Below are 25,609 nucleotides of genomic sequence, written 5' to 3'. Positions count from 1 at the left end.
AAGCTGACAGACGCCCAGGGGAGGGCTGAAGCATGAACTTGATCCTGTTCGGACCGCCGGCGGCGGGCAAGGGCACCCAGGCCAAGCGGCTGGTGGAAGAGAAGGGCATGGTCCAGCTCTCCACCGGCGACATGCTGCGGGCGGCCATCGCCTCCGGCTCGGAACTGGGGCTGAAGGTCAAGGATGTGCTGGCGCGCGGCGATCTGGTCACAGACGAGATCGTCATCGCCCTGATCGAGGATCGCCTGCCCGAGGCCGAGGCCGCCGGCGGCGCGATCTTCGACGGCTTCCCCCGCACCGTGGCCCAGGCCGAGGCCCTGGACGCCATGCTGGCCCAACGCGGCGCACAGATCGACGCCGTCGTTCGGCTGAAGGTCGATGACGCCGCCCTGACCGAACGGATCGCCAAACGGTTCGCCGAACAGGGGCGGCCCGACGACAATCCCGAATCCTTCAAGGTTCGGCTGGAGGCCTACAACCGCAACACCGCTCCGCTGCTTCCCTATTATGAAGCCCAGGGCAAGCTGACCGAGGCCGACGGCATGGGGTCGATCGACTCGGTCGCCAAGGCCATCGACGAAGCTCTGGCGTGACCAAAGCCGACCTCGGGCGTTAGACGTCCGATGAAGGACGACGACGCCAATCCGAACAAAAGGCGCGCCCGCAAACGCTGGCGCGCCTTCGCCGTTTTCTGCGCCGTCGCGGGCGTGCAGGCGGGGCTGTTCCTGCTGCTGGGGCAAGTCGACGGGCGGGCGCCGCAGGTTCCCGCCGTCGCCGAGCCGCCGTCGTTCGAAGTGGTGCTTTACGATCCGCCCCCGCCGCTGTCCGAACAGCCGCCTGCGCCTCAGACCGGGGGCGGGGCGCCCGCCGCGCCGTCGCGCATCCACACGCCCCCGCCGCCGAAACAGCCGCGTCCGCCCGAGCTGCCGGCGCCGCCCAAACCGGCCCCGACGCCCGCGCCCGTCGTCGGCGTCGCGCCCGCGCCGTCGCCCCAACCGGGCTTCGGCCAGGGCGGGCAGGGGAGCGGCGCCGGATCGGGCGTCGGATCGGGTTCGGGCCCCGGCAGCGGATCGACCGGACCGCGCCTGGTCATGGGGCCGACCATGGGCCAGATCCGCGCCAACCATCCGCCGGCCGCCCGCAGCCGCTATGGCCGCGCCGAGTTGTCCTGCGTCATCCGATTGGACAATCGACTGGACGACTGCCGCGTGGTGAACGAAACGCCGCCGGGCCTGGGTTTCGGCGTGGCGGGGCTTCAGGTGTCGGGCTTCTTCCGCTTCCAGCCGCCGACCGAGGACGGCCGCCCGGTTGAGGGCCAGCGTGTCACCGTCGGGGTCGATTTCGGCCGGCCGCCGCGCTGATCCACGGCAGACGTTGACGGCCTGTGAATCATCTGTATAAGGGCGCCTTCCCGCGAAGGGCGCCACGCTCCTGGTTTGTTAACCGGAGCGTTTGTTGCGTCTGACTAACGCGTATCTGGAGAATTTCGTGGCCCGTATTGCTGGCGTCAACATCCCGACCAACAAGCGCGTGGAAATCGCGCTTCAGTACATCCATGGCATCGGCCCCGCCGCCGCCAAGGACATCACCTCGAAGGTGGGCATCGAGCCCGCCCGTCGCGTGAACCAGCTGACGGACGCCGAAGTCCTGTCGATCCGCGAAACGATCGACAAGGATCACACGGTCGAGGGCGACCTGCGCCGCGAGACGTCGATGAACATCAAGCGTCTGATGGACCTGGCCTGCTATCGCGGCCTGCGTCACCGCAAGGGCCTGCCGGTCCGCGGTCAGCGCACCCACACCAACGCTCGCACCCGCAAGGGTCCGGCCAAGCCGATCGCCGGCAAGAAGAAGTAAGAGAGAGCTGACCGATGGCCAAGGAACCGGGTCGCGTAAAGCGCCGCGAACGCAAGAACATCACCTCGGGCGTCGCCCACGTGAACGCCAGCTTCAACAACACGATGGTCACCATCACCGACGCGCAAGGAAACGCGATTTCCTGGTCGTCGGCGGGTCACATGGGCTTCAAGGGTTCGCGTAAATCGACCCCCTACGCCGCCCAGATGGCTGCGGAAGACGCCGGCAAGAAGGCTCAGGAACATGGCCTGAAGACGCTGGAAGTGAACGTCTCGGGTCCGGGTTCCGGCCGTGAATCGGCCCTGCGCGCCCTGCAGGCCGTCGGTCTGACGATCACGACCATCCGCGACGTCACGCCGATGCCGCACAACGGTTGCCGTCCGCCCAAGCGTCGTCGCGTCTGATCGCGACTAGGTTTCAGGCACACCCCATCTCCGTCGGCTCCACCATGGCCTCGTCGACAAGGCCGGAGCCGACGAAACCCGTTCGAGGGACAAAATGATCGAAAGAAACTGGCAAGAGCTGATCCGTCCCGAGAAGCCCCAGATCGAGACCGGCTCCGACGCCCAGCGCAAGGCGCGCCTGGTGGCCGAGCCTCTTGAGCGTGGCTTCGGCGTGACGCTCGGCAACGCGCTCCGCCGCGTTCTGCTGTCCTCGCTGCAAGGCGCGGCGGTCACGGCCATCCAGATCGACGGCGTGGTCCATGAGTTCTCGTCGCTGGAAGGCGTGCGCGAAGACGTGGTCGACATCGTTCTGAACATCAAGCAACTGGCGCTGCGTATGCACGCCGAAGGCCCCAAGCGCATGACCCTGCGCGCCACGGGCCCCGGCGCGGTGACGGCCGGCCAGATCGACGTGCCGGCGGACATCGAGGTTCTGAACCCCGATCACGTCATCTGCACGCTGGACGACGGCGCCTCGGTGCGCATGGAACTGACCGTCCAGAACGGCAAGGGCTATGTCGCCGCTGAACTGAACCGCCCGGAAGACGCCCCCATCGGCCTGATCGCCGTGGATGCGCTGTATTCGCCGGTCAAGAAGGTGGCCTATCGCGTCGAGCCGACCCGTCAGGGCCAGTCGCTGGACTATGACAAGCTGCTGCTGGAAGTCGAAACCAACGGCGCGGTGACGCCTGTGGACGCCGTGGCCTATGCCGCGCGCATCCTGCAGGACCAACTGCAGATCTTCATCACCTTCGAGGAGCCCAAGAAGGCTGTCGAGCAGTCGGACGGCAAGCCCGACCTGCCCTTCAACCCGGCGCTGCTGAAGAAGGTGGACGAGCTGGAGTTGTCGGTCCGTTCGGCCAACTGCCTGAAGAACGACAACATCGTCTATATCGGCGACCTGATCCAGAAGACCGAGGGCGAAATGCTTCGCACCCCGAACTTCGGCCGCAAGTCGCTGAACGAGATCAAGGAAGTTCTCGCGACGATGGGCCTCAGCCTCGGCATGGACGTGCCGAACTGGCCGCCCGAAAACATCGAAGATCTGGCCAAGAAGTTCGACGACCAGATCTAAGTTCAACCCTCCGCCCGTCTCCTCTCGGGGAGAATGTCGGGGCGGTTAGAAGATTACGGGCCTAGGTCTCCGATCAGGAGATACCGGGCCCGGAGTAGGAGAGACCCTGATGCGCCACGGCGCCGCCCATCGTAAACTCGGTCGCACGACCAGCCACCGCACCGCCATGTTCGCGAACATGGCCGCCTCGCTGATCAAGCACGAGCAAATCACCACGACCCTGCCCAAGGCCAAGGAACTGCGTCCCTTCGTCGAGAAGCTGGTCACTCTGGCCAAGAAGGGCGATCTGCACGCTCGTCGTCAGGCCATCAGCCAGGTCCGCGACGTGCCGCAGGTCGGCAAGCTGTTCGAAACCCTGGGCCCGCGCTACAGCGAGCGCAACGGCGGCTACATCCGCATCATGAAGGCCGGTTTCCGTCACGGCGACAACGCCCCGATGGCCGTGATCGAGTTCGTCGATCGCGACGTCGAAGCCAAGGGCAAGGACTCCGGTCCCGTCCTGGCCTATGAAGGCGACGAAGACTAAGTCTTGGTCCCACAGACCAGACGCCGAAAGGGCGGTCGGAGCGATCCGGCCGCCCTTTTGCGTTGTCGGCGTTTTGGCTTGGGATGGCTCAACTGTCGGCGCGGATTACGCCCCCATGGAGAAGCGGCTCCAAGTTCAATAGACATCTGGCCTGATAACGTCATTTCGGGGCGTCCGAAGGACGAACCCGGAACCCAGGAGGCTGGCATCAGGCATTGGATGCGTTCAGCAGCGCGACTGTGGCCCTGGGTTCCGGGTTCTTCGCTTCGCTCAGCCCCGGAATGACGAGCCGAGACGCCTCTCTTCACGAATGTCCATTTGACCTAGCCGTCCAGAATGGCCGCTAGGGCCATGAGCCAGATGACGACGATGCACAGACCATAGGCGATCTGCTCCAGCAGGGGACGGCACGGCGGGCGGGGCGGAGGATCGAGGTGCGACATCGGCCAGGTTGAAGCCGATAGGCGCGTGTCGTGAAATCGATTATGCGGTGAAGGCTGTGTGAGGGGAGATCACATGACGGGCCGTGCGCCGCCACCGCTGAATGCGCTGCGAACCTTCGAGGTCTTTGCGCGCCACGCCAGTATGACGCGGGCGGCGGCCGAACTGTGCGTCACCCACGGGGCGGTCAGCCGCCAGATCGCCGCGCTTCAGGACGCCCTTGGCGTGCGGCTGGTCAGCGGGCCGCGTCATGCTCTGACGTTGACCGAGGCCGGGCGGCGGCTGGCCGATCAACTGACGCCCGCCTTCGGCGCGATCACGGACGCGGTGACCCAGGCGCGGGGCGAGGCGGTGCGCGAGATCGAGATTTCCTGCCTAGGCACCTTTGCTTTGAAATGGCTGATCCCGCGCCTGCCGGGCTTTCTGGACGCCCATCCCGAGATCAGGGTGCGGCTGTCGGAATCCTATCTGCCGGTCGATTTTCGCCGGGATCGGTTCGACGGCGCCATCCGCATCGTGGAGCCGGACCAGCGCCACGCCCGCACCGAAAGCACCCGGTTTCTGTCCCAGTATCAGGGGCCGGTGGGCGCGCCGGAGCTGATGAGCCGATGGGCGACATTACGGGCGCTGGGCGCGGCGCCGCGCCTTCGCTCGGCGACCTTCCGTCAGGCGTGGGCGGTGTGGGCCGATCTGGCGGGTGTGACGCTGGGCGAGGCGCCGGAGCGGGAGTTCGCCCACAACCATTCGCTGGTCGAGGCGGCCGCCTCGGGCTTGGGCGTGGCCATTGCGCCCTGGGCGTTTGTCGCGCCCGACGTCATGGCGGGGCGGCTGGTCGCGCCGTTCGGCTTCGTGGAGCGAAAGTCGTGGTTCGCCTTCCTGCGGCCGGAGGGGCGTCGCGACGCCGCCGTGGACGCCTTCCGCGACTGGCTGGTCGCGGAAGGCGAACGCAGCCCCCCGCCGCCTATTCCTTTGACAGGTCCTGGGTGTTGAACCAGGCCACGGCCGCCGCGAAGGGAACCGCGATCCACAGGGCCAGGCCGAGCAAGCCTTTCACCACCGCATGATCGGGCAGTTCGGCCGCCGCCGCACCCCCCTGAACGGCGCCCTTCAGCAGGTCGGTCGCCATGCCGGGGGACAGCAAAGGCAGCAGCCAGCCGTCGGGCATGACGCCCATGGGCATCAGGATCTGCGGCAGGAAGAACTGGCCCACGCCGATCACCAGCGGCGCGAACAGGGCGGCCAGCAGCGACCGCGTCATCACTGCCGCCAGCAGGCCCAGCAGGGTGAACTGCAGGATGCGCGCCCAGCCGGTCAGGCCCAGCAGGCCGAAATCGGCAGCGGCGTCGCCCGTCATCGTGAAGGTGAGCGAACGGCCGAACACCGCCGCCTGGATCAGACTGGCGATGACGTCGGAGATAAGGGCGGCGAAGGTCGCCAGCAGGATCAACAGGGCTGTGACCGCCACCTTGCCGGCGACCAGGTTCGTGCGCGTGTTGCGCGCGCTGATCAGTCGCCAGGTCTCCCAGCGATAGTCGCCGGCGTAGATGGTCGCCGCCCCGATCAGGACGAACATCAGTATGGCCGGATTGGCGAAATCGCCGGCGCTCTTGACCAGGGTCAGGCCCAGATCCAGCGGGCCGCCCTTCAGGACTTCCGGCGGCAGCTTGCCGGCCAGCTTGGCCATGTTGGCCTTGGCGACCACGAAGCCGAGCGTGGACAGAAGGACGCCGATGATCGGCACGAACAGCACGCTCCAGAACAGGGCGGTGCGGTTGCGCGACAGGCGATAGGTTTCGGATCGGATCGCGTCAGCCAGCACGGTTTTGCTCCTGCACGCCGGTCCAGCCGGTCTCGCTCATGAAGACGTCTTCCAGGTCGGCGCCGATCCAGCGGGCCTCCTCGATGTCGACGCCGTTTTCGACCAGGGCCTTGATCAGGGCGGGGGCCTCGGCGCGGGGGGCTGTGGCCAGAAGCGCGTCGCCGTCCAGCGTAGCGCGCTCGCCCAGCACGGCCATGGCCTTGGCCAGGGGGGTGACGGACAGACGCAGGCGCTCGCCCGAGGCGGTCAGGTCGGAAACCCGGCCCTCGGTGATGACCTTGCCCTTGTTGAAGATGGCCACGCGGTCGCAGACGCGCTGGACCTCCTGAAGCTGGTGGCTGGCCAGGATGACGGTCACGCCGTCGTTGTCGGCCAGACTGCGGATCAGGGCGCGCATTTCCTGGATGCCGGGCGGGTCCATGCCGCTGGTCGGTTCATCCAGAATGACCAGATCGGGCTTGGTCATCAGGGCGGCGGCGACGCCTAGGCGTTGCAGCATGCCGACCGAAAACCCCTTCACGCGCCGGTTCGCGGCCTCGGCCAGTCCGACGCGCTGGAGCCAGTTGTCGATCTCGGCGCCGCTGACGCCGCCGTGGGCCTGGGCCAGCCAGACCAGCACCTGGCGCGCGGTCATGAAGGGCGGGAAACGCGGCGTCTCGATCATGGAGCCCATGCGGCGCATCGCCGCCGGATCGCCGATGCGACCGCCCATCACCGTGGCCTGGCCCTCGGTCGGGCGAATCAGACCCAGCAGGGTGCGGAACAGGGTCGACTTGCCCGCCCCATTGGGGCCCAGCACCCCGTAAACCCCGCCGCGCGGGATCGACAGGGTCAGACCGTCCAGAGCCTTCACGGCCCCATAGGTCTTGGTGAGGCCGCGGATTTCGATGACGGTGTCCATGATGCAAGCTTGGCGCGAGAACGCCGTTCCCACAAGCCGTCGTGCGGCTGTCGCGCATTAAGTTTAGGCAATCGTTTCGTGTCGTCTTCGAGGTCGCCCATGTTTCGTTTCCCGCTCGCCGGTCTGATCGTCGCCGTCGCCCTGGCCCTGTCTTCGTGCGCCGGAACCCCGACGGGGCAGAGCCCGCAGGCCGCGGTCGATGCGGCGGTTCAGGCGGCGCGGCCGGATCGGGTGATCCTGATCTCCATCGACGGATTCCGGCCGGATTATCTGGGCAAGGGTCAGACGCCGGTGCTGGACGGCCTGGTGGCGACGGGCGCGTTCGGGCCGATGCGGCCGTCCTTCCCCAGCGTGACCTTCCCCAACCACTATACGCTGGTGACGGGGCTGCATCCCGACCATCACGGCGTGGTGGCCAACCGCTTCACCGACGCGCGGCTGGGCGTCTTCACCATGGCCAGCAAGGAGAGCGGCTTCTGGGATCAGGGCGAGCCGATCTGGGTCACGGCCGAGAAGGCGGGCATCCGTACCGGAACCCTGTTCTGGCCGGGATCGGAGGTCGAGATTCGCGGCGTGCGCCCCAGCCATTGGGCGCCGTTCGATCAGGGGATGCCGGGCGATGCGCGGGTGGACCGGGTGCTGTCGTGGCTGGACCTGCCGGCGGACCAGCGGCCCAGACTGGAGACCCTGTATTTCGACATCGTCGACACCGCTGGCCATCGTAACGGGCCGGATGCGCCGGAGACGCGCGCCGCCGTCGCCTCGGTCGATGCGTCGATCGGGCGGTTGATCGAGGGGTTGAAGGCCAGGGGGCTGTACGACCGGACGATGCTGGTGGTGGTGTCCGATCACGGCATGGCGGCGACCTCGCCCGACCGGGTGATCTGGCTGGACGACATCCTCGATCCGGCGGCGCTGAAGATCGGCTATGGCGGGGCGGTGCTGACCGCCGATCCGACGCCCGGCCGCGAGGCGGAGGTGCAGCAGAAGCTGATCGGTCGGCATCCGCACATGGAATGCTGGAACAAGGCCGATGTGCCGGCGCGTCTGGTCTATGGCTCCAACCCGCGCGTGGGCCGGATCGTCTGTCTGGTCGAGACGGGCTGGCTGACCGCGACGCGCGACCGGCCCGTGACCCGTGCGGGCGGGGCGCACGGATACGACAATCAGGCGCCGGAGATGGCGGCCCTCTTCGTCGCCCACGGGCCGGGCGTGGCGGCGGGACGTCGTCTGAGCGATCTGGACAGCGTGGACGTCCAGCCGTTCCTGGCGCGGATGCTGGGGATTTCGGCGCCGGTTGGCGACGGCCGGCCCGAGGACACCCTGGCCGTCACCCGGCCCTGATCGGCGGCGGATTGGCGCGCGAGAGATTCCAGCGCACAATGACCCCTGCACACGCGGGGAGGCGGCAATGCGCAAGGGTCTGTGGGTCGCGACGGTTTCGGTCGCCTGTCTGATCGCGCCGGTCGCGGTGGCCGATGCGACCGCCACGGCGGCGACCCTGGCCCTGATCGCCAATCCCCAGGTCTGCGGCCGGGTGGGCGCGGTCGGCGATGTCCAGCCGACGGCCGACATGGTCATGGTGCCCGGCTTCGGCAGCGACGGCTTTGTGGTCGACGCCAGCACGCCCGAGGCCCAGGCCTGGTTCGACTATGGCGTGCGTCTGCGCTGGGCGTTCGAACATTCGGAATCGGTGCGCGCCTTCCGAAAGGCGCGACAGCTGGACCCGTCGTGCGGCATGTGCGCCTGGGGCGAGGCCTGGGCCATCGGGCCGAACCTGAACGGGGGCGGGAGCGACTCCGAATCCATCGCCACCGGCCTGCGGGTCGCGCGCGAGGCCCGGCGGCTGGCCCGCGACGCGACGCCGGTGCAGCGACAGATGATCGACGCCCTGATCCAACGCTATTCCGGTCGGGAACAGACCCGCGCCCTGCGGTTCGCGCGCGCCATGGACCGGATCGCCAAACGCCATCCCGGCGACGTCTCCATCGCCAACATCGCCGCCGACGCCTGGATGCTGCAGCCCGAGGGCGAGTGGTGGGACAAGAACGGCAAGGCGACCGACCCGGCCGTGACGCGCGCCATGAGGATTCTGGAACACGCCCTGACGGTCAAGCCGAACGATCCCGGCGCCATCCACCTGTATATCCACCTGACCGAATGGTCGGACGATCCGCACCGCGCCCTGGCCTATGGCGAGCGGCTGGCGCTGCTGGCGCCGGGGGCCAGTCATCTGGTGCATATGCCGTCGCACACCTTCTATCGGGTCGGACGCTACAAGGACGCGATGATGTCCAACGTCCAGGCCGTGGCGCTGGACAAGAACTACGACCGGCTGGTCGGACCGCCCGGCGGCGTTCGCGGCATGCGGCTGCACGCCCACAACATCCATTTCGGCATGGGCGGCGCCCTGATGGCGGGCGGGGCCGAGAAGGGGCTGGAGCTGGCCGACTGGTATATGGCCACCTATCCGCAACTGCTGGCCGCGCCCGACGCGGGCGAGGACGGCTACTGGACCTATCGCCAGATCATGGCGGCGGACGCCTATGCCCTGTACGGCCGGTTCGGCGCGGCGGCCCAGGTCGCGGCCTTGCCGGAGCCGGACGCGGGACGGCCGTTGATGCGGGTGGGCTGGCGCTATGCGCGGGGCGAGGCGGCGGCCCGACGCGGCGATGCGCGCGCGGTGCAGGCCGAGGCGGCGGGCATCGCCGCCCTGCTGGCCGACAAGGCGTTCAAGGGGCCGATGGCGGATCGCCAGACCGGCTTCGCCGAACTGTTCCAGAAGGTGCTGGAGGGACGGGCGACCATGATCGACCGCGATTATCCCGCCGCCATCGCCGCTTACGGCCGGGCCGCTGAAATCCAGGCGATGAACCCCGAGGGCGGCGACCCGCCGATGATCTGGTATCCCACCCGCCGCAGCCTGGCGGCGGCCCTGTTGGCGTCGGGCGACGCGGCGGGGGCCAAGGCCAAGATCGGCGAACTGCTGAAGGATTGGCCGAACGATCCCTACAGCTACTATGTCCTCTACCGCGCCGAACAGGCGCTGGGCGACGAGGCGGCGGCGAACGACGCCCTGCGCCACGCGGGCGTCGAATGGATCGGCGGCCGGATGAGCCTGGCCGAGGCGTAAGTTCAATCGGCACTCTATAGCCGTCATTCCGGGGCTGAGCGGAGCGAAGAACCCGGACCCGAAGGGCGGGGATGGTATTTTAACGACCCAAGGCGAAGACGGACGGCACGTCGCAACGCCAGGTCTTCAGCCGCAGGGTGATGGCGAAGGCCTCGATCTGCGACAGCACGCCCAGACAGAAGGTCAGCCACAGCAGTCCATCGGCCTGGCCAGACACGAACAACTGGACGAACAGCGCCCACAGACACAGGCAGAACAGTTTGGACAGCCAGTGATGCGGCGAGGCCTCTCGCCGAAAGCGGGCGAAGCTGACGGCGTGATTGACGGCCTCCAGCCCCAGCAGCGCCAGAACGAGCGGTCCCACGACGGCGGCCAGCGCGGGATGCATCAGCCACAGGGCCAGCGCCGCGCCCAGCCAGAAGATCACGTCCGCCCGCCCGTCCCAGCGTCGAAGCGTCGTCGTGACCACCTTCAGCCGCCGCGCCACGACGCCGTCGAAGATGTCCGACAACACCGCCAGCGACAGCAGGACCGCCGCGGCCCCGCCCGCCTGCGGCGCGATCAGCGACAGGCCGACCAGCGCAGGCGCGCACAGCAGCCGGAAGACGACCAGAGCCCAGGGCAGCCGTTTCAGCATCGGCAGAATCAGCGTTTGGCGGCCTCGATCATCTTGCCGATTTCGGCGGGGTCGATGCTGGCGGCGGCCTTGCCGTTGACGAAGAAGGTGGGCGTGCCTTGCAGGCGCAGGGCGGCGGCCGTGGTGTGGATGTCGGCGATGTGGCGGGTGGTCTCGGGCGAGGCGAGGGTCGCCTTGGCGCGGGTCATGTCCACGCCGTGGGCGGCCAGGATGGCGTCGATGGACGCCAGGGTCAGGGCGCGCTCGTTCATCAGCGCGTCGTAAACCTCAAGATACTTGCCCTGCTGGTGCGCGGCCAGGGCGGCGCGGGCGGCGTATTGCGAGGTGATGTCGTCGCCCCGGTCCAGAATCGGCCAGTCCTTGAAGACGAAACGAACCTCCGGGTGGGCGGCCATCAGGGCGCGGTAGTCATGGGCCACGGCCTTGCAGCCGGGGCAGCGGAAGTCGAAGAATTCGATCACCGTCACCTTGGCGTCCGCCGGGCCGAAGGCCGGGTCGCGACTGTCGGGCGCCAGGAGGCCGGCGTTGGCGGCGGCGGCGGCGTTGGTCTCGTCCACGCGCGCCTGACCCTCCTTGGCCTGAAGCGCCTGGCTGGCCTCCTGCAACACCTCGGGGTGTTCCAGCAGATAGGCGCGGACGTTGGACCCGCCGGTGAAATAGGGGGCGGCGGCCAGACCCAGGGCGACGACGGACAGGCCCAGGGCGACATAGCCGGCGCGCGCGCCGCTGAAGACGCCCGACGTCTTCGGTTCGGATGCGGCCTTGGTCTCGGGGGCGGGCGCGTTGGCGTCGTCGGTCATGAAGTCTCGCAGTCGGAAAAGGTCAGTTCAGGGTCGTGGGACGACGTGCGGCCTCGCGCTGGTCGAGGTCGCGCAGATCGTCGGGCGTGGCGCCCGAGGCCAAGACGATGTCCACCGCCCGGCGCCATTCGATGGAATGCGGGTCCAGCATGGAGCGGGCGCGCAGAGCGAACTGGGTCGCCTGTTTCTCGTCGCCCCCGGCGAAATAGTATTCGGCCGAGGCCAGACGGGCCTCGCCCTCCTTGCCCTGGGAGGCGTAGGCCTGGGCCAGCAGGCGCCAGGCCATGGTGTTGTCCTTCTCGGCGACGACGGCGCGTTTCAGCTGGTCGATGGCCTCGTCCAGATTGGCCTTGTCGTTGGTTTCGATCAGGGCGTGGGCCAGGTTGATGCGCAGCAGAGGGGCCTCGGGCTTCAGTCGCACGGCCTCGCGGTGGGCGGCGACGGCCTCGGCCGGGCGGCCTTCCTCGAACAGGATCTGACCCTTCAGTTCCTGGAAATAGGGATTGGCCACGTCGCCGGCGATCAGAGCGTCCACAGCCGCCAGGGCCTTGTCCGTCTGGCCGTCGCGATACCAGGCGATGGCGCGGGCGTAGCGGCCGGGCAGGGAGACGTCGGTGGAGGGATAGTCCCTCAGCGTCGCACTGGGCGCGTCCATGAAGGCGTGGATCTTGGCCAGGATCAGCGCGTGCTGGGCCACCCGTTCGGGGCTGTCGCGATGATCGTAGTGCGGCTGTTCCTGCACGTAGCGGCGCAGGCTTTCGATGCGCTGGGACGACAGGGGGTGGCTGCGGAAATAGGGATAGCGGCGCGCGTCGGAGAAGACCTCCTGCGAGCGGAAGTTGTCGAAGAAGGACACCAGCCCCGCGCCGGATTCGCCAGCCGCCTCCAGCCCGCGCGCGCCGGTCAGATCGGCCTCGCCCTCCTGGCCCTGCATATAGCGCAGGGCGCCCAGCGCGCCAAAATACTGGCTGGAGCCCAAGAGGGCCACGCCGGCGTCGGGCGCGCCGGCCGCGATGGCCAGGGCGCCCAGGGCCATGGTCATGAACATCGGCTGTTTGCCGGCGTTCTGGGCGCCGTCGCGCAGGGTGTGGCGGTTCTTGATGTGGCCCGCCTCGTGCGCCATCACGCCCAGCAGTTCGTTCGGCGTCTTGGTGCGCAGGATCAGGCCGGTGTTGACGCCCATGATCCGCCCGCGCGTGGCGAAGGCGTTCAGGTCGTCGTCATTGACCAGGATGACCTGGATGTCGGACGGGTTCAGTCCCATGGCCGTAAAGACCGGGTCGGCCCATTCGCGCACGATGCCCTCGACCTCGGTGTCGCGGATCAGGCTCTGTGCGGCGGCCTGGCCGGCGACGGAGAGGGCCATCAAGGCCGTCGCCGCCGCCGCCAGAAGACGGGATGCAGATCGGGGAAGCCACCTCATGGCTGAACTCCAATAGCGACCGGCCCCCGCCTGCATCCTGACAGTCTAATCGTGACCGATCAGCGGCGCCACCATCCGCGTTTCGGCTTTTCGGGCGGCGCGACGATCTGGTTGGGATCTTCGGCGATGATGGCCTCGACGTCGATCTCCGGCTTGGGCGCGACGAAGGGTTCGGCCAGGACGGCGGGCGACGGCTCGACCGGCGCGATCTCGACCGTTTCGGAGACCAGCGCCTCTTGCGGGGTCACGTCCAGTTCGGCGGGTTCGCCCTCGACCGTCGCCTCGTTCGGCTCGATGGCCGTGTCGGGGTGCGGCTCTGTCGCGATCTCGACGCTGGCGCTGGCCGACTTGCGGCGCACGCGGCGACGCTGAGGCTCGGGCGCGACGACGGGCGGGGCGGCCTCGACGGCTTCGGCGGCCGGTTCGACCATGACCGCCATCGGCGTCTCGGGCGAGCCGTCAGGCGGCATGCCTTCGTTTGTGGCGCGGCTCTCGACCTTGATCTCATGCGCCGCGCCGGCCTCGCCGCCACGACCCCGGCCGCGACGACGACGGCGACGCGAACGGCCGCCTTCCTCGTTGGACGCTTCGTCGTTGGACGCGCCGACCGTGGCGGCCAGGGTCTCGACGCCGGCGTCGGCGGTCGGGCGTTCGGCCCGCTCGGGACGCTCGGGACGCTCGCCGCGACCTTCGTTTCGGCCGGGATTCAGCGGGTCGAACCAGACATAGGGATCGTCCAGCGACGGCGTGCGGCCGCGCACCCAGGTATAGACGTCGCGCTCTCCGTCCTCGCGCATCCGGCGACCGCCGCGACGGCCGCGACGGCGGCGACGGCCGTTCTCGTCATCCTCGTCGTCCGAGGCGTCGTCGACCGCGACGGCGTCCACGGCCTCGTCGTCGCGCCGACCGCCGCGACGGCGGCGACGGTTGCGGCCGCGACCGTTTCCGTCGTGACGCTCCGAGCGTTCGCGCGGTTCGTCGTCGTCGCTGTCCTCGCGCTCCAGCGCGTCCTCGTCTTCGTCCTCGTCGTCGGCGACGATCTCCTCGTCCTCGTCGTCCTCTTCGTCCTCATAGAGGGAGGCGTCGAAGTCGTCGTTCAGATCGGGCATCTCGATCTCGGGCGCGACGAAGTCCTCGTTGGTCTCGGTGCGCTCGATAGTGTGTTCGCCCTGGCCCAGGCTGTCGTCGATCTGGACGATGACGTTCAGGCCGCGACGTTCCAGCAGCGCCTGCAGATAGGCGCGCTTGTGGTTCAGGATATAGAGGCCGACGGCGGTGCAGACCTTCAGCACCACAACGCCCGCGCCGTTCTTGCCGGCCTCGATGTCGACGGCCCGCAGGGTCATCAGGGCGGCGGATTCGGCCGAGCGGATGCGGCCGGTGCCCTGGCAGTGGGGGCAGGCCTCGGTGGCGCCCTCGATCACGCCCAGGCGGCGACGCTGGCGGCTGATCTCCATCAGGCCGAACGGCGAGATGCGGCCCATCTGGATGCGGGCGCGGTCGGACGACAGGGCGTCCTTCAGCACCTTCTCCACGGCGCGGTTGTTCTTGCCCTCGTCCATGTCGATGAAGTCGATGACGACCAGGCCGGCGAGGTCGCGCAGGCGCAGCTGGCGGGCCGCCTCGACGGCGGCCTCCATGTTGGTCTTGAACGCCGTCTGTTCGACGTTGCGTTCCTTGGTGGCGCGGCCCGAGTTGACGTCGATGGCGACCAGCGCCTCGGTCTGGTTGATGACCAGATAGCCGCCGGATTTCAGCGGCACGACCGGCTGGTGGATCTGGGTCAGCAGTTCCTCGATGCCGTTGGCCGCGAACAGCGGACGCGAGCCGCGATACAGGTGAACCTTCTTGGCCTGGGCGGGCATCAGCACGCGCATGAAGTCGCGCGCTTCCTTGAAGCCCTCGACGCCCTCGACCTGGATGCCGTCGAAGTCCTTGTCGAACATGTCGCGCACGGCGCGGCGGACCAGATTCTCTTCCTCGTAGATCACCGAGGGGGCGTGAGAGGCGAGGGTGGTCTCGCGGATCGTCTCCCACAGGCGCAGCAGATACTGATAGTCGCGCTTGATCTCGGCCTTGGTGCGCTTGGCGCCGGCCGTGCGGATGATCAGGCCCATGCCCTTGGGCACGTCCAGGGCCGCGACGGCGCTCTTCAGGCGGCGACGGTCCGAGGTGTTGGTGATCTTGCGGCTGATGCCGCCGCCCTTGCCGGTGTTGGGCATCAGCACGCAGTAGCGGCCGGCCAGCGACAGCCAGGTGGTCAGGGCCGCGCCCTTGGCGCCGCGCTCATCCTTGACGACTTGAACCAGCAGGATCTGGCGGCGCTTGATGACGTCCTGAATCTTGTAGCGACGCATCAAACGGCGCTTCAGCCGCTCCTCGTCGGCCAGGGCGGCGTCGGGATCGACGTCGTCGCCGGTCGATTCGCGATCCAGATCGTCTTCGTCCTCGTCGTCGTGCGCCTCGGCCATGATGGCTTCGCGGTCGGCGACGGGGATCTGGTAGTAGTCCGGGTGGATTTCGTTGAAGGCCAGGAAGCCGTGGCGATTGCCGCCGTATTCGACGAAGGCGGCCTGAAGGCTGGGCTCTACGCGCGTGACCTTGGCGAGGTAGATGTTGCCGCGAAGCTGGCGCTTCGCACGGGATTCGAAATCGAATTCCTCAATCTGGCGTCCGTCCACGATGGCGACCCGGGTTTCCTCCGGGTGGGCCGCGTCGATCAGCATTGTCTTTGACATGGAATATCTCTCTCTGGCGCGCGCTGGCCCGCCCTCCCAGGAAACTGGGCAGGGTCGTGGCGGCTCGCCGAACGGGGAAAGGGGCCAAGGCATGCAACATCCCCTCGCGAAGTGCGAGTGCGGCAAGTTGCTGCCGACGAGGTGTGCAGGCGGGTTGGCCCATGAGGTTATGTTCATCCGGGGTTCAAGCGCTCCGTTCAAAGGAGCGTCTCGAACCCTTTCGTCAGATCGACGGCTAGGCCGGACGATCATCGGAATGAGTTGAAAGTCAGCGCTGCGGGGAGTGCGCGTCTAAAGTCGCACTGGACGATGACGCGATCGATCGCAACTATTACACAATAGGCGCCATTCAAAGGAAATGCAAAATGATTGAGGGCTTTGAATATGTGGAGAGGGTTCGCGCAGAGGGTGTTGATGCACCGCATTGGGGTGTATCAATGTGCAGCGTGATTATGGTTGGAGATCGGCATGTTTGGTGATGATACGGGCGATGTCCGGGTGAGAGAGTTGCTAGGCGGCGCCCTTGAGGGGCGGCTGCCGCCGGTTGAAATTTCTCGTGTCTGTAAGATGTGTGGCGATGCTGCTGATTATTTTTTTAGCGTAGATTTTTCAAAAAACTCATGTGGCATTGCTACTGGACAGTATGGTGTGGCCGTTAATCATTACAGATGTGTGGTGTGCGAGCACATATTCACTGACTTTTGTGATGATTGGTCTCATGAAGATTTCACACAAAACATTTATAACGATCATTATGCTGTTTATGATCCCGAGTATGACGGAACACGGTCAAGATTTATTTCGAGTATAATATTCAATCGCGCGGGTGATTTAATTCCAAATTTGTCGATGCTTGATTTTGGTTCCGGCCGAGGCGTTCTTGAGCAGGAAATGAATCGTTATGGCATTCGGGATATTGCTAGCTATGATCCCTATGCTGGCGGTGACATGCCGGATAGAAAATTTGACATTGTATCAGCGTACGAGGTCCTTGAGCATAGTCCGGACCCTAGGGGGACAATTAACCTGATGTCATCAGCGATGTCAGAAGGTGGGGTTATGTTCTTCAGTCAAGAATATATACCAGATAATATTGCAGATTTAAGAGATAATTGGAAATATTTTGGGCCGAGGAATGGTCATATTTCATTTTTTTCTGCAAATACGATAGATGTGTTTTGTCGAAAAAATAATTTTCAATACAGAATATGTGATTGGGGTTTCTTTATTTGGCGTAATCATCTTTCCTCTATGGCCAAGAGGTATGTAGATAGGTTTCAAGTTCTCGCCGTTCCTTTGACTCTGGATCATCTGCCCCTTATGAGGGGGGTGAGTGGTTGGCACGGGCTGGAAGAAGCGGATGACAGATATTTTCGTTGGAGCGCCAAAGAAAAGGTCCCTCTCGGTTTTCAAGAGCTTCCAGCAAAACGTACTCGCATATCGTTTCCTGTTCTGATGGCGATCAGCGATGAGCACTGGGAGGGGGTGTCTCTTCAAGTCGGAGAGAAGCTGTTCCCCATGGTCAGGGTCGAGAACCGCCTTGAGGGGTGGGTCGAGTGTGAAACTCCGGGTCGTGAATTCATGTGGCTGATCACGCGCCCGCCCCTGCGTCCCTGTGAGGTCGGTATGGGCGCTGATGCTCGTCCGTTGGGGCTTGCGGTGTTTGTCGGAGATGAGGCGGATTGGACGGTCGGATAGGCGGGGGCTTATTAGGCGATCTGCGCTCATGAATATCCGGATTGTTATGTCCTTCTGGTTTTTGGCCGAGCACCGAAGAACGCCGAATATTTTAGTGTTCGCCTTAACCCCCTGAATACGAGAGCCGGGCGATAAGGCGGCTCAGTAAACGGTGGTGGGTTCGTCGTCGGGATGAGCGGTCGCTTTTTGTCGGGAGTTGCACGCTGGGGCGCGAAGGAATGGGCGATGACCGCCCTGGCCTTCGTGGTCATGTGCATCGTCGGGCTGTTCGGCACGCGCGGTCTGGCCTGGGGCGCGCAGGGCGATGTCCTCAGCGTGCGCTTCGGCGCCGACGGCGACCGGACCCGCGTGGTCATCGATCTGGAAAAGGCGGCGCAGGGCCGGGTGGTCGACGCCGGCGGCGAGGGGCGCGTGACCCTGGCTCTGAACGGCGTGGCGACGGGGCGGGGCCTGAACGGCGACGGATCGGGCCTGGTGCGGTCCTACGCCGTGTCCGCGTCGGGCGGATCGTCGCGCGTGCAGCTGGAGCTGGCGCGCGGCAGCGAGATCGAACGCCGCTTCCTGCTGCCGCCCGGCGACGGAGTCAGCCACTATCGCTATGTCATCGACCTGAAGGCGGTGGGCGGTGCCGTCGCCGCCGCCCGCGCGCCCTCGCCATCGGCCCCGCCGCCCGCGCCGCGCCGGGCCGGAAAGCCGCTGATCGTCATCGACGCCGGTCATGGCGGAAACGATCCGGGCGCCAGCGGCGCCGGCGCGCGCGAGAAGACCGTCACCCTGGCCGCCGCCCTGGCGCTGAAAAGCGAGCTGGAGCGGACCGGGCGCTATCGCGTGCGTCTGACGCGCGACGACGACCGCTATGTGGACCTGTATCGCCGCGTGGCCATCGCGCGTCAGGCGGATGCTGACCTGTTCATCTCCCTGCACGCCGACGCCGGTTCCGATCCGGCGCTGCGCGGGGCCAGCGTCTATACCCTGTCCGAACAGGGCGCGGGCCGGGCGGTGCGCGAGTTCACGCGCGGCGACAACTGGCACCGCGAACTGCACCTGCCGGGCCGCGATCCGTCGGTTGACCGCATCCTGCTGGACATGACCCAGCGCGCCACCCAGAACCGTTCGGCCCAGTTCGCGCGGGTCCTGCTGACCCATCTGGAAGGCTCCGAGACGCCGCTGCTGCGCCGCAGCCACCGCGATGCGGGTCTGGCCGTGCTGCTGGCGCCCGACGTGCCGGCGGTGCTGCTGGAGATGGGCTTCATCACCAATCCCGAGGACGAGCGGATGCTGACCGACGAACGGGCGCGTCGCCGCCTGATGAAGACGGTCGCGGACGGCATCGACCGCTATTTCCGCGAGCCGGTCGCCCCGATGATGACGGCCTCGAACACCATGGCCGCCGGTCGGCCCTGAGCGTCGCAACCAACCGGCGCCCCGCCGGTTCTGACGCCATGAAGAAAGCCATCGTCACGGGCGGATCGGGCCTGATCGGATCGGGTCTTTGCCAGGCCCTGTCGGATCGGGGATGGGAGGTCGCCTCGTTCGACCTGAAACCGGGCGAGGGGGCGGCCCGTCACATCGACTGCGATGTCGGCGACGAACAGTCCGTGGCGCGCGCGTTCCAGACGCTGGGCTGGTCGGCGCTGGACCTGCTGGTCAATAACGGCGGGGTCGCCGATCCAGTGAATGGGCTGCTGGTCGATCTGTCGCTGGCCGACTGGCGCAAGGTGGTCGACAGCCATCTGACCGGCGCCTTTCTGATGTGCCGCTCGGCCATTCCGTTGCTGAGGGACGGCGGGTCCATCGTGAACATGGCCTCTACCCGCGCCTTCATGTCCGAGCCGGAGACCGAGGCCTAAGCGGCGTCCAAGGGCGCGCTGGTCGCCTTGACCTATGCGCTGGCGATCAGTCTGGGGCCAAAGGTCAGGGTCAACGCCGTCGCGCCGGGCTGGATTTCCGACGGTCAAGGTCTGCGGCCGGTCGATCACGATCAGCACCCGGTCGGCCGCGTCGGCTGCTCCGCCGACATCGCCCAGGCGGTCCTCTATCTGGCCGAGGCGCCGTTCGTGACGGGACAGGTGCTGACAGTGGACGGCGGGATGAGCCGCAAGATGATCTATGCAGAGTGACGCCACGACGGATTGCTTCTGTCGCTAAGATTGTGCCAGTGACGGCTACGGGTTGGGACAAGGGGGATGGCCATGATCCAGATTCTCGCCGCGATTGCGCTTATGTCCACGCCCGACGTGCCGCCGCCAACGGGGGCCTGCGTTTGGTCACGCCTGCCGGAGGCGGAGCAGCAGGCGGTGGTCGCCGCTTATGACCGCAGCATGTCGCAGGCTATGCGCACCCTTGCTCAACGCAGCGCCAACCTTCTGGCGATCTCGCAAGACTGTACTGGCCGATCTGATTTGCCGCCACGCTGGATTCAAGCCGCCATTGCGTCCCACGTGATCCAGCTGGGCGCTTCGGCGCGGGTCGAAGGCGAGAAGGGTCTGAGCAGGGCGCGCCTGGATCGCGCCTGGGATGAGGCGAGCGAGGCAGCTCGCAGTTGCGTTTTCAATAATGCAGCCAAACCTTTCGGCATCGAAGGTCCGGCCTGCCCCGATCAACGCGCAGGGGCGACTTTTCTGGCGTCGCTCGGCCTGTCGACTGCGAACCGGGCGGATCGTGTGGCGGCGGAACAGGCGCTGATCTATATGAACGCCAAGGCCCAGCAAATGATCGCGGATCAGCTGATATCCAAGGCACCTGTGAGGCCTTAGGCCAGCCCGGCCTTCTTGAGCGTCTTCCACGCCTTGATGACGCGCTGCAGCTTGGCCTCGGCGCCGCGGTCGCCGCCGTTGGTGTCGGGGTGGAAGCGTTTCAGCATCTCATGATAGCTGGCCTTCACCTTGGCCTTGTCGGCGCCGGGGTCCAGGCCCAGGTCGGCGAGGGCCGCACGTTCCAGCTTGCCCACGCGCCGGTCCTCGGTCGGGGACTGCGGCGCCTGATCGCCCTTGCGGCCGAACAGGCCGAAGCTGTCGCGCCACGAGCCGGCGCCGGTGGTGTTGGACGTGCCCATCTTGGACGCGAAGGCGGCGGCCTCGCGCGTGAACTTGCCGGCCTTCATCTCCCAGGTCGGGCGGCCGCCGGTCATGGCCTCGTTCTCCTGGGCGGCGCGGACCTCGCCCTCGCTCATGCCGGCGTAGAAGTTCCAGCCCTTGTTGTATTCGCCGGCGTGGGGCTGGCAGAATTCGTAGAAGTCGTTCAGCCGGTCGCGCGACTTGGGCGCCTTGGCGGTCGCGGCCTTGCGGCAGTCGGGCCACTGGCACGGCTTTTCGCCCGGCTTGAGGTGCAGGACGTCGGCCTGGGCCGCCTCTTCCTCGGGCTTGGGCGGCTTCACGCGGATGTCGGTGAAGCGCGGCTTGTATTGAAAGGAGGCGGACATCAGCCGAAGTGTAGGGCCGAATTGGACTGCATCAAGGAATCGATCATGTCGGAAGGCCCGGTCGCGGCAATTATTCGTGCAAAACTGACCGAGGGACTGGCCCCCAGTCGGCTGGAGATCGAGGATGACAGCTGGCGGCACGCCGGCCACCACCATGAAGGCGGAATGGACGCCAGGCCCGGCGGCGAGAGCCACTTCAATCTGGTGATCGTGTCCGAGACTTTCCAGGGCCAGTCGCGACTGGCGCGCCAGCGCGCGGTCAATGCGCTGTTGAAGGACGAACTGGCCGGCCCCGTCCACGCCCTGTCGGTCAAGGCCCTGACGCCGGACGAGGCCGAGGCGTAAAAATCAGCGTTCACATCGTCTTAGAACCTTCGTCCTAGCGTCACGCCACCAAACAGAAGGTGGGGCTCTGGGATATGGTGGAATCGGATGGCGTTGCGAAGGCGCTGCCAGGAGATCAGCGCGCAGGCGACGCCGCCCAGGCCCTGACCGCGATACTTCAGACGCAGTACCTGCGTTATATGATCATCGCCTCCTGGGCCATCGGCCTGTTGGGCACCGTTGGATGGCTGCAGGCCGTCCTGTGGTTCGGGCTCACCCTGGCCGCCGGGTCTTTGCGCGGGGTGGTGGAGCAGCGGCTTAGCCACCGCGTCGACGCCGGCTGGGGCATGATCTTCCCCCTGGTGGCCACGGCGACGACGGGGGCCTGGGCGATGGCGCCCCTGCTGGCCTGGTTTTCCCCCTCGGACTTCGGCCGGCCGCTGGCGCTGGCGCTGATCATCTCGGGCTATGTGCTGGTCTTCGCGCAGCTGCGCAGTTCGCCGCGTCAGGCGCTGATCATCTCGTCGCCCTATGGCGCGGCGGCGGCGGTGATCCTGGGCAGCCTGTGGGGCACGGGCGAGTTCTGGTCGATGCTGGCGGTGGTGCCGTTCACGGCCGCCGGTCTGTTCGTCCTCGTGACCATGACCCTGCTGCGCGAGGAGCGCATCCGCGCCTTTCAGTCGCATCAGGCGCATCTGATCGAGGAGTTGGAGGCCGCGCGCGACAAGGCCAACGCCGCCAATGACGCCAAGTCCAACTTCCTGGGCGTGATCTCGCACGAGCTGCGCACGCCGATGAACGGGGTTCTGGGCGCCGCCCAGCTGCTAGGCTCCACCCGGCTGGAGACGACCCAGCGTGAATATCTGTCGATCATCCGCAACTCGGGCGACAATCTGCTGTCGCTGCTGAACGACATCCTCGACATGACCAAGATCGAGGCGGGCAAGATGAATTTCGAGGTCGTGGACGTCGTCCTCGACAGCCTGCACAAGCGCATCACCGGCCCGTTCGAAGCCCAGGCCGAGGCCAAGGGGCTGGAGTTCGTCTCCACCTTCGAGGGCGAGATGCCGACGGTGGTGCGCGGCGATCCCCTGCGCGTCTGCCAGGTGGTGCAGAACCTCTTGTCCAACGCCGTCAAGTTCACCGAGACGGGCGCGATCCGCTACACCGTCCGCGCCCAGCGGATTTCGGACCAGCGCGCCCGGTTCCAGTTCGTGGTCCAGGACAGCGGGGCGGGCATCGCCGCCCCCGATCTGGAGCGGTTGTTCCTGCCCTTCACCCAGGTCGACAGCTCCTCGACGCGCCGGTTCGGCGGCACGGGCCTGGGGCTGACCATCGCGCGGCGCATGGCCAACATCATGGGCGGCGACATCACCGTCACTTCCAAACTGGCCGAAGGGTCGTGCTTCACCCTGGATATCGAGGCCGAAGTCGTGGAATGGGCCAAGCCCGTCCTGGCCGAAGAGGTCCATGCCGAGATCGAGGGCGGCGAGACGCTCAAGGTGCTGGTGGTCGAGGATCATCCGGTCAACCGCATGATCCTGGAGGCCTGGATGAGCTCGGCCAGCCACGTCACGGCGACCGCCGAGAATGGCCGGATCGCGGTGGATATGGCCGCCGCCCAGTCGTTCGACCTGATCATCATGGACGTGAACATGCCCGTGCTGGACGGACTGAGCGCGACCCGGCTGATCCGCGACGGCGGGGGGCTGAACGCCCAGACGCCCATCGTGGTCCTGTCCGCCTCGGCCCGCTCGGAAGACCATGCGGCGGGCCTGAACGCCGGCGCCGACGCCTATCTGAACAAGCCCATCGACTTCAGCGCCCTGGCCCAACTGATGGGGCGGGTCGGCGGCGGGCGCGACGCCGTGGCCCAGACGTTCCAGCCCCCGTCCGAGGCCTCGGCCGCCGCCTGACGGGCGGTCGAATTGCGGCCAAGGCATGGCCGCCGCATGAACCGCGTCCGAACGATGCGGTTCAGACTGGCCTCAGGCCCGCCCCTCCATAAAGGCCCTACGTCGAATCGTTTTCGGCCGCAGATGGAGACACGACCATGAGAAAGACCCTCACCGCCGCGATCGCTGCAGTCATGGCCGCCGGCGCGATGGGCGTCGCCGGCGCCGCCTCGGCCCTGCCGGGACCGCCGCCCGGCCCGCACGGTCCCCACGGACCCGCCGCGCATGGCCCTCACGGCCCCCACGGCCCCGGCCCGCGCGACTTCCGACGCGAGCAAAGGCACGAACGCCGCGACTTCCACGAGGCGCAGCGCCGCGAACGCCACGCCTATCGCGAGGAACAGCGCGCCTACGCCCGCTGGCAGCAGGCGCAGCGCCGCTATTACGCCCCGCGTTACGAGCCGCCGCGCGGCTATGCGGTTCGGACGTGGAGCTATGGCCAGCGGATGCCGTCCTACTATCGCACCAGCGACTATGTGATCCGGGACTATGACCGCTATGGCCTGCGTCCGCCGCCCCAGGGCTACAACTATGTCCGCAGCGGCAACGACGTGGTGCTGGCGGCCGTGGCGGGCGGCCTGATCACCGCCGTGATCGCCGGCCTGTTCAACTGATCGACCGCAAGGCCGTTGGCGCCCCGGAGGGAAACCTCCGGGGCGTTCTTCGTTCTGGACGGACGGCGACGGTTGGCGCGCCGGAACAGGGATGCCCATGCGCGCCTTCGCCGAGCTTCTGGATCGTCTGTCCCTGACCGCGTCGCGCAACGCCAAACTGGTGCTGGTGCGCGACTATCTGCGGGCGACGCCGGACCCGGATCGGGGATGGGCCCTGGCGGCCCTGACCGGCGACCTGACTTTCGACGCCGCCAAGCCGGCGATGATCCGCAAGGCGGTGGAGGGGCGGGTGGACAGCGTGCTGTTCGGCTGGTCCTACGACTATGTGGGCGATTTAGCCGAGACGGTCGCCCTGATCTGGCCGGTGACGCCGGACCGCCGCCCAAACCGAGAGCCGGAACTGGCCGAGGTCGTGGACGCCCTGAGGACCGCCAGCCGGGCCGCGGTGCGAGGGCTGCTGGAAAACTGGCTGGACGCGCTGGAGCCCAAGGGGCGGTGGGCGCTGCTGAAACTGATGACCGGGGCGCTGCGGGTCGGTCTGTCGGCGCGGCTGGCCAAGACGGCGGCGGCGATGATGCGCCCCGATGTCGCGCCCGCCCCGCCGTCGCCGGAAGGGGAAGAGGGCGAGACGGCGCTGGAGACGCTGGACGCCTCGGCCATCGAGGAGGTCTGGCACGCGGTGGAGCCGCCCTATGCCGATCTGTTCGCCTGGCTGGAAGGGCGCGCCGAACGGCCCAGCCCGGACGCGCCGGGCCGGTTCCGGCCCGTCATGCTGGCGGTCGCCATCGACGAGGCGGTCGATCTGCCGAAACTGTCCCCGGCCGATTACGCCGCCGAATGGAAGTGGGACGGCATCCGCGTCCAGGCCGTTCTGGAGGGCGAGGTGCGTAAACTCTATTCCCGCACGGGCGACGAGATTTCCGCCGCCTTTCCCGATGTCATGGACGCGCTGGCGTTCGAGGGCGCCATCGACGGAGAACTGATCGTCTGGCGCGATGGGGCGGTGGCGCCGTTCGGCGATCTGCAGCAGCGGCTGAACCGCAAGACGGTGGACGCCAAGGCGATGCAGGCCTTTCCGGCGGCGGTGGTGGCCTATGACCTGCTGGCGCAGGACGGCGAAGACCTGAGAAGTCTGCCGCTGCGCCGGCGTCGCGCGCGGCTGGAGGCGCTGGTGGCGGACCATGCGGGGGAGCGGCTGCATCTGTCGCCGCTGGTCGACTATGCCGACTGGGACCAGTTGGCGCGCCTCAGGGCCGATCCGCCGGTCGGGGCGGCGGCCGAGGGGCTGATGCTGAAACGCTGGGACAGCCCCTATCTGGCGGGACGGCCCAAGGGGCCGTGGTTCAAGTGGAAGCGCGATCCGCACGTCATCGACGCGGTGCTGATGTATGCCCAGCGCGGGCACGGCAAACGCTCCAGCTTCTATTCGGACTACACCTTCGGCGTCTGGACCGGGGAGGGGGCGCTGACGCCGGTGGGCAAGGCCTATTTCGGCTTCACCGACGAGGAGCTGAAGCAGCTGGACAAGTTCGTGCGCGACCACACGGTGGACCGTTTCGGCCCCGTGCGGTCGGTGCGGGCCGAGCGGGATTTCGGCCTGGTGCTGGAGATCGCCTTCGAGGGGCTGAACCGCTCGACCCGGCACAAGTCCGGGGTGGCGATGCGGTTTCCGCGCGTCAGCCGCATCCGTTGGGACAAGCCGGCGCGCGAGGCCGACACCCTGGAGTCCGTCATGGACCTGCTGGACGCCATCGAAAGCGGCGGCGGGCGCATCGCCAAGGCGTAAAATCGGCCCGGCCGGGGT

Annotated in this window: 23 protein-coding genes and 1 pseudogene; 17 read left to right on the top strand and 7 right to left on the bottom strand. The window is 67.1% G+C overall.

Going from position 1 to position 25,609, the window contains the following annotated elements; all coding sequences use genetic code 11:
* Positions 1 to 32: 32 nt before the first annotated feature.
* From SH203_RS02715 to SH203_RS02685, 7 genes are all read left to right on the top strand, one after another.
* Positions 33 to 593, top strand: a complete 561-nt coding sequence (locus SH203_RS02715; RefSeq protein ID WP_087119304.1) for an adenylate kinase — start codon at positions 33 to 35, stop codon at positions 591 to 593.
* Between the two features lie 30 nt (positions 594 to 623).
* Positions 624 to 1,361 (top strand): energy transducer TonB, encoded by a 738-nt coding sequence (locus SH203_RS02710; protein WP_087119303.1) that lies wholly within the window; start codon positions 624 to 626, stop codon positions 1,359 to 1,361.
* Between the two features lie 127 nt (positions 1,362 to 1,488).
* Positions 1,489 to 1,857, top strand: a complete 369-nt coding sequence (gene rpsM, locus SH203_RS02705; RefSeq protein WP_087119557.1) for a 30S ribosomal protein S13 — start codon at positions 1,489 to 1,491, stop codon at positions 1,855 to 1,857.
* A gap of 14 nt (positions 1,858 to 1,871) precedes the next feature.
* On the top strand, positions 1,872 to 2,261 hold the full coding sequence (gene rpsK, locus SH203_RS02700; RefSeq protein ID WP_054765476.1) for a 30S ribosomal protein S11: 390 nt from the start codon (positions 1,872 to 1,874) through the stop codon (positions 2,259 to 2,261).
* A 94-nt stretch (positions 2,262 to 2,355) separates the two neighbouring features.
* Entirely contained in the window at positions 2,356 to 3,375 is a 1,020-nt protein-coding gene (locus SH203_RS02695; protein ID WP_087119302.1) for a DNA-directed RNA polymerase subunit alpha, read from the top strand.
* Between the two features lie 109 nt (positions 3,376 to 3,484).
* Complete coding sequence (gene rplQ / locus SH203_RS02690) at positions 3,485 to 3,901, top strand: 50S ribosomal protein L17 (protein WP_087119301.1); 417 nt, start codon at positions 3,485 to 3,487, stop codon at positions 3,899 to 3,901.
* Positions 3,902 to 4,417: 516 nt separating this feature from the next.
* Positions 4,418 to 5,332 carry a LysR substrate-binding domain-containing protein gene (locus tag SH203_RS02685; RefSeq protein WP_087119300.1) on the top strand — a complete coding sequence of 305 codons (915 nt, stop codon included), beginning with the start codon at positions 4,418 to 4,420 and terminating at the stop codon, positions 5,330 to 5,332.
* On the opposite strand, the gene SH203_RS02680 is transcribed toward SH203_RS02685, so the two are convergent.
* Both SH203_RS02680 and SH203_RS02675 read right to left on the bottom strand, forming a co-directional pair.
* Positions 5,304 to 6,161, bottom strand: coding sequence for a hypothetical protein (locus tag SH203_RS02680; protein WP_087119299.1), 858 nt, complete (start codon positions 6,159 to 6,161; stop codon positions 5,304 to 5,306). The two genes, SH203_RS02685 and SH203_RS02680, sit on opposite strands and share 29 nt — an antisense overlap.
* Complete coding sequence (locus SH203_RS02675) at positions 6,151 to 7,062, bottom strand: ABC transporter ATP-binding protein (RefSeq protein WP_087119298.1); 912 nt, start codon at positions 7,060 to 7,062, stop codon at positions 6,151 to 6,153. Before SH203_RS02675 ends, SH203_RS02680 begins: the two co-directional genes overlap by 11 nt.
* A 99-nt stretch (positions 7,063 to 7,161) precedes the next feature.
* On the opposite strand from SH203_RS02675, the gene SH203_RS02670 reads away from it, so the two are divergent.
* Together SH203_RS02670 and SH203_RS15905 are read left to right on the top strand one after the other, a co-directional pair.
* The gene (locus SH203_RS02670) at positions 7,162 to 8,406 is read left to right on the top strand and encodes an ectonucleotide pyrophosphatase/phosphodiesterase (RefSeq protein WP_087119297.1); all 1,245 of its coding nucleotides are present in this window, start codon (positions 7,162 to 7,164) and stop codon (positions 8,404 to 8,406) included.
* 67 nt (positions 8,407 to 8,473) lie between these two features.
* Entirely contained in the window at positions 8,474 to 10,195 is a 1,722-nt protein-coding gene (locus SH203_RS15905) for a lipopolysaccharide assembly protein LapB (RefSeq protein ID WP_087119296.1), read from the top strand.
* A gap of 79 nt (positions 10,196 to 10,274) precedes the next feature.
* Here the strand turns inward: SH203_RS15905 and SH203_RS02660 are convergent, their stop codons facing one another.
* Genes SH203_RS02660 through SH203_RS02645 form a run of 4 tightly spaced genes read right to left on the bottom strand, consistent with a single transcriptional unit; the run spans position 10,275 to position 15,793 of the window.
* Positions 10,275 to 10,832: a CDP-alcohol phosphatidyltransferase family protein gene (locus SH203_RS02660; protein ID WP_087119295.1), complete on the bottom strand. Its 558-nt coding sequence runs from the start codon at positions 10,830 to 10,832 to the stop codon at positions 10,275 to 10,277.
* Between the two features lie 8 nt (positions 10,833 to 10,840).
* Positions 10,841 to 11,632, bottom strand: a complete 792-nt coding sequence (locus tag SH203_RS02655; RefSeq protein ID WP_087119294.1) for a thioredoxin domain-containing protein — start codon at positions 11,630 to 11,632, stop codon at positions 10,841 to 10,843.
* A gap of 22 nt (positions 11,633 to 11,654) precedes the next feature.
* Complete coding sequence (locus tag SH203_RS02650) at positions 11,655 to 13,055, bottom strand: M48 family metalloprotease (RefSeq protein WP_087119293.1); 1,401 nt, start codon at positions 13,053 to 13,055, stop codon at positions 11,655 to 11,657.
* A 59-nt stretch (positions 13,056 to 13,114) separates the two neighbouring features.
* Positions 13,115 to 15,793 carry a ribonuclease E/G gene (locus SH203_RS02645; protein ID WP_200808769.1) on the bottom strand — a complete coding sequence of 893 codons (2,679 nt, stop codon included), beginning with the start codon at positions 15,791 to 15,793 and terminating at the stop codon, positions 13,115 to 13,117.
* 456 nt (positions 15,794 to 16,249) lie between these two features.
* Here SH203_RS02645 and SH203_RS02640 point away from each other — a divergent pair, with 456 nt between their 5' ends.
* From SH203_RS02640 to SH203_RS02625, 4 genes and pseudogenes are all read left to right on the top strand, one after another.
* Positions 16,250 to 17,491 (top strand): class I SAM-dependent methyltransferase, encoded by a 1,242-nt coding sequence (locus SH203_RS02640; RefSeq protein ID WP_143275665.1) that lies wholly within the window; start codon positions 16,250 to 16,252, stop codon positions 17,489 to 17,491.
* Positions 17,492 to 17,716: 225 nt separating this feature from the next.
* A complete protein-coding gene (locus SH203_RS02635; RefSeq protein WP_087119290.1) occupies positions 17,717 to 18,895 on the top strand; it encodes an N-acetylmuramoyl-L-alanine amidase in 1,179 nt (392 codons plus the stop codon).
* Between the two features lie 38 nt (positions 18,896 to 18,933).
* Positions 18,934 to 19,611, top strand: a pseudogene (locus SH203_RS15710) (SDR family oxidoreductase).
* Between the two features lie 72 nt (positions 19,612 to 19,683).
* A complete protein-coding gene (locus SH203_RS02625) occupies positions 19,684 to 20,247 on the top strand; it encodes a hypothetical protein (RefSeq protein ID WP_143275664.1) in 564 nt (187 codons plus the stop codon).
* Here the strand turns inward: SH203_RS02625 and SH203_RS02620 are convergent.
* Complete coding sequence (locus SH203_RS02620; RefSeq protein WP_087119288.1) at positions 20,244 to 20,912, bottom strand: J domain-containing protein; 669 nt, start codon at positions 20,910 to 20,912, stop codon at positions 20,244 to 20,246. The genes SH203_RS02625 and SH203_RS02620 overlap by 4 nt on opposite strands.
* A 45-nt stretch (positions 20,913 to 20,957) precedes the next feature.
* Between SH203_RS02620 and SH203_RS02615 the strand changes: the two genes are divergently transcribed.
* The 4 genes from SH203_RS02615 to SH203_RS02600 all read left to right on the top strand — a co-directional run bounded on the left by SH203_RS02615 (position 20,958) and on the right by SH203_RS02600 (position 25,591).
* A complete protein-coding gene (locus SH203_RS02615) occupies positions 20,958 to 21,257 on the top strand; it encodes a BolA family transcriptional regulator (RefSeq protein ID WP_087119556.1) in 300 nt (99 codons plus the stop codon).
* Between the two features lie 179 nt (positions 21,258 to 21,436).
* The gene (locus tag SH203_RS02610) at positions 21,437 to 23,152 is read left to right on the top strand and encodes an ATP-binding protein (protein WP_234989353.1); all 1,716 of its coding nucleotides are present in this window, start codon (positions 21,437 to 21,439) and stop codon (positions 23,150 to 23,152) included.
* Between the two features lie 137 nt (positions 23,153 to 23,289).
* Positions 23,290 to 23,805, top strand: coding sequence for an RcnB family protein (locus SH203_RS02605; protein WP_087119286.1), 516 nt, complete (start codon positions 23,290 to 23,292; stop codon positions 23,803 to 23,805).
* 97 nt (positions 23,806 to 23,902) lie between these two features.
* The gene (locus SH203_RS02600; RefSeq protein ID WP_087119285.1) at positions 23,903 to 25,591 is read left to right on the top strand and encodes a cisplatin damage response ATP-dependent DNA ligase; all 1,689 of its coding nucleotides are present in this window, start codon (positions 23,903 to 23,905) and stop codon (positions 25,589 to 25,591) included.
* Positions 25,592 to 25,609 lie beyond the last annotated feature (18 nt).

Origin of the sequence: Brevundimonas sp. SH203, assembly GCF_002157625.1 — a bacterium.
Lineage (GTDB): Bacteria > Pseudomonadota > Alphaproteobacteria > Caulobacterales > Caulobacteraceae > Brevundimonas.
The sequence above is the reverse complement of the archived record's forward strand: the minus strand, read 5'-3'. Positions and strand labels throughout refer to the sequence as shown.

Excerpts from the sequence above, each read along its gene's own strand:
- SH203_RS02695 (WP_087119302.1), top strand. The coding sequence starts at position 2,356 with ATGATCGAAAGAAACTGGCAAGAGCTGATCCGTCCCGAGAAGCCCCAG.
- SH203_RS02615 (WP_087119556.1), top strand. The coding sequence starts at position 20,958 with ATGTCGGAAGGCCCGGTCGCGGCAATTATTCGTGCAAAACTGACCGAG.
- SH203_RS02610 (WP_234989353.1), top strand. The coding sequence starts at position 21,437 with ATGATCATCGCCTCCTGGGCCATCGGCCTGTTGGGCACCGTTGGATGG.
- SH203_RS02650 (WP_087119293.1), bottom strand. The coding sequence starts at position 13,055 with ATGAGGTGGCTTCCCCGATCTGCATCCCGTCTTCTGGCGGCGGCGGCG.
- SH203_RS02645 (WP_200808769.1), bottom strand. The coding sequence starts at position 15,793 with ATGTCAAAGACAATGCTGATCGACGCGGCCCACCCGGAGGAAACCCGG.
- rplQ (WP_087119301.1), top strand. The coding sequence starts at position 3,485 with ATGCGCCACGGCGCCGCCCATCGTAAACTCGGTCGCACGACCAGCCAC.
- SH203_RS02715 (WP_087119304.1), top strand. The coding sequence starts at position 33 with ATGAACTTGATCCTGTTCGGACCGCCGGCGGCGGGCAAGGGCACCCAG.
- SH203_RS02655 (WP_087119294.1), bottom strand. The coding sequence starts at position 11,632 with ATGACCGACGACGCCAACGCGCCCGCCCCCGAGACCAAGGCCGCATCC.
- SH203_RS02635 (WP_087119290.1), top strand. The coding sequence starts at position 17,717 with ATGACCGCCCTGGCCTTCGTGGTCATGTGCATCGTCGGGCTGTTCGGC.
- SH203_RS02670 (WP_087119297.1), top strand. The coding sequence starts at position 7,162 with ATGTTTCGTTTCCCGCTCGCCGGTCTGATCGTCGCCGTCGCCCTGGCC.
- SH203_RS02605 (WP_087119286.1), top strand. The coding sequence starts at position 23,290 with ATGAGAAAGACCCTCACCGCCGCGATCGCTGCAGTCATGGCCGCCGGC.
- SH203_RS02660 (WP_087119295.1), bottom strand. The coding sequence starts at position 10,832 with ATGCTGAAACGGCTGCCCTGGGCTCTGGTCGTCTTCCGGCTGCTGTGC.
- SH203_RS02600 (WP_087119285.1), top strand. The coding sequence starts at position 23,903 with ATGCGCGCCTTCGCCGAGCTTCTGGATCGTCTGTCCCTGACCGCGTCG.
- SH203_RS15905 (WP_087119296.1), top strand. The coding sequence starts at position 8,474 with ATGCGCAAGGGTCTGTGGGTCGCGACGGTTTCGGTCGCCTGTCTGATC.
- SH203_RS02625 (WP_143275664.1), top strand. The coding sequence starts at position 19,684 with ATGATCCAGATTCTCGCCGCGATTGCGCTTATGTCCACGCCCGACGTG.
- SH203_RS02675 (WP_087119298.1), bottom strand. The coding sequence starts at position 7,062 with ATGGACACCGTCATCGAAATCCGCGGCCTCACCAAGACCTATGGGGCC.
- SH203_RS02620 (WP_087119288.1), bottom strand. The coding sequence starts at position 20,912 with ATGTCCGCCTCCTTTCAATACAAGCCGCGCTTCACCGACATCCGCGTG.
- SH203_RS02685 (WP_087119300.1), top strand. The coding sequence starts at position 4,418 with ATGACGGGCCGTGCGCCGCCACCGCTGAATGCGCTGCGAACCTTCGAG.
- rpsK (WP_054765476.1), top strand. The coding sequence starts at position 1,872 with ATGGCCAAGGAACCGGGTCGCGTAAAGCGCCGCGAACGCAAGAACATC.
- SH203_RS02710 (WP_087119303.1), top strand. The coding sequence starts at position 624 with ATGAAGGACGACGACGCCAATCCGAACAAAAGGCGCGCCCGCAAACGC.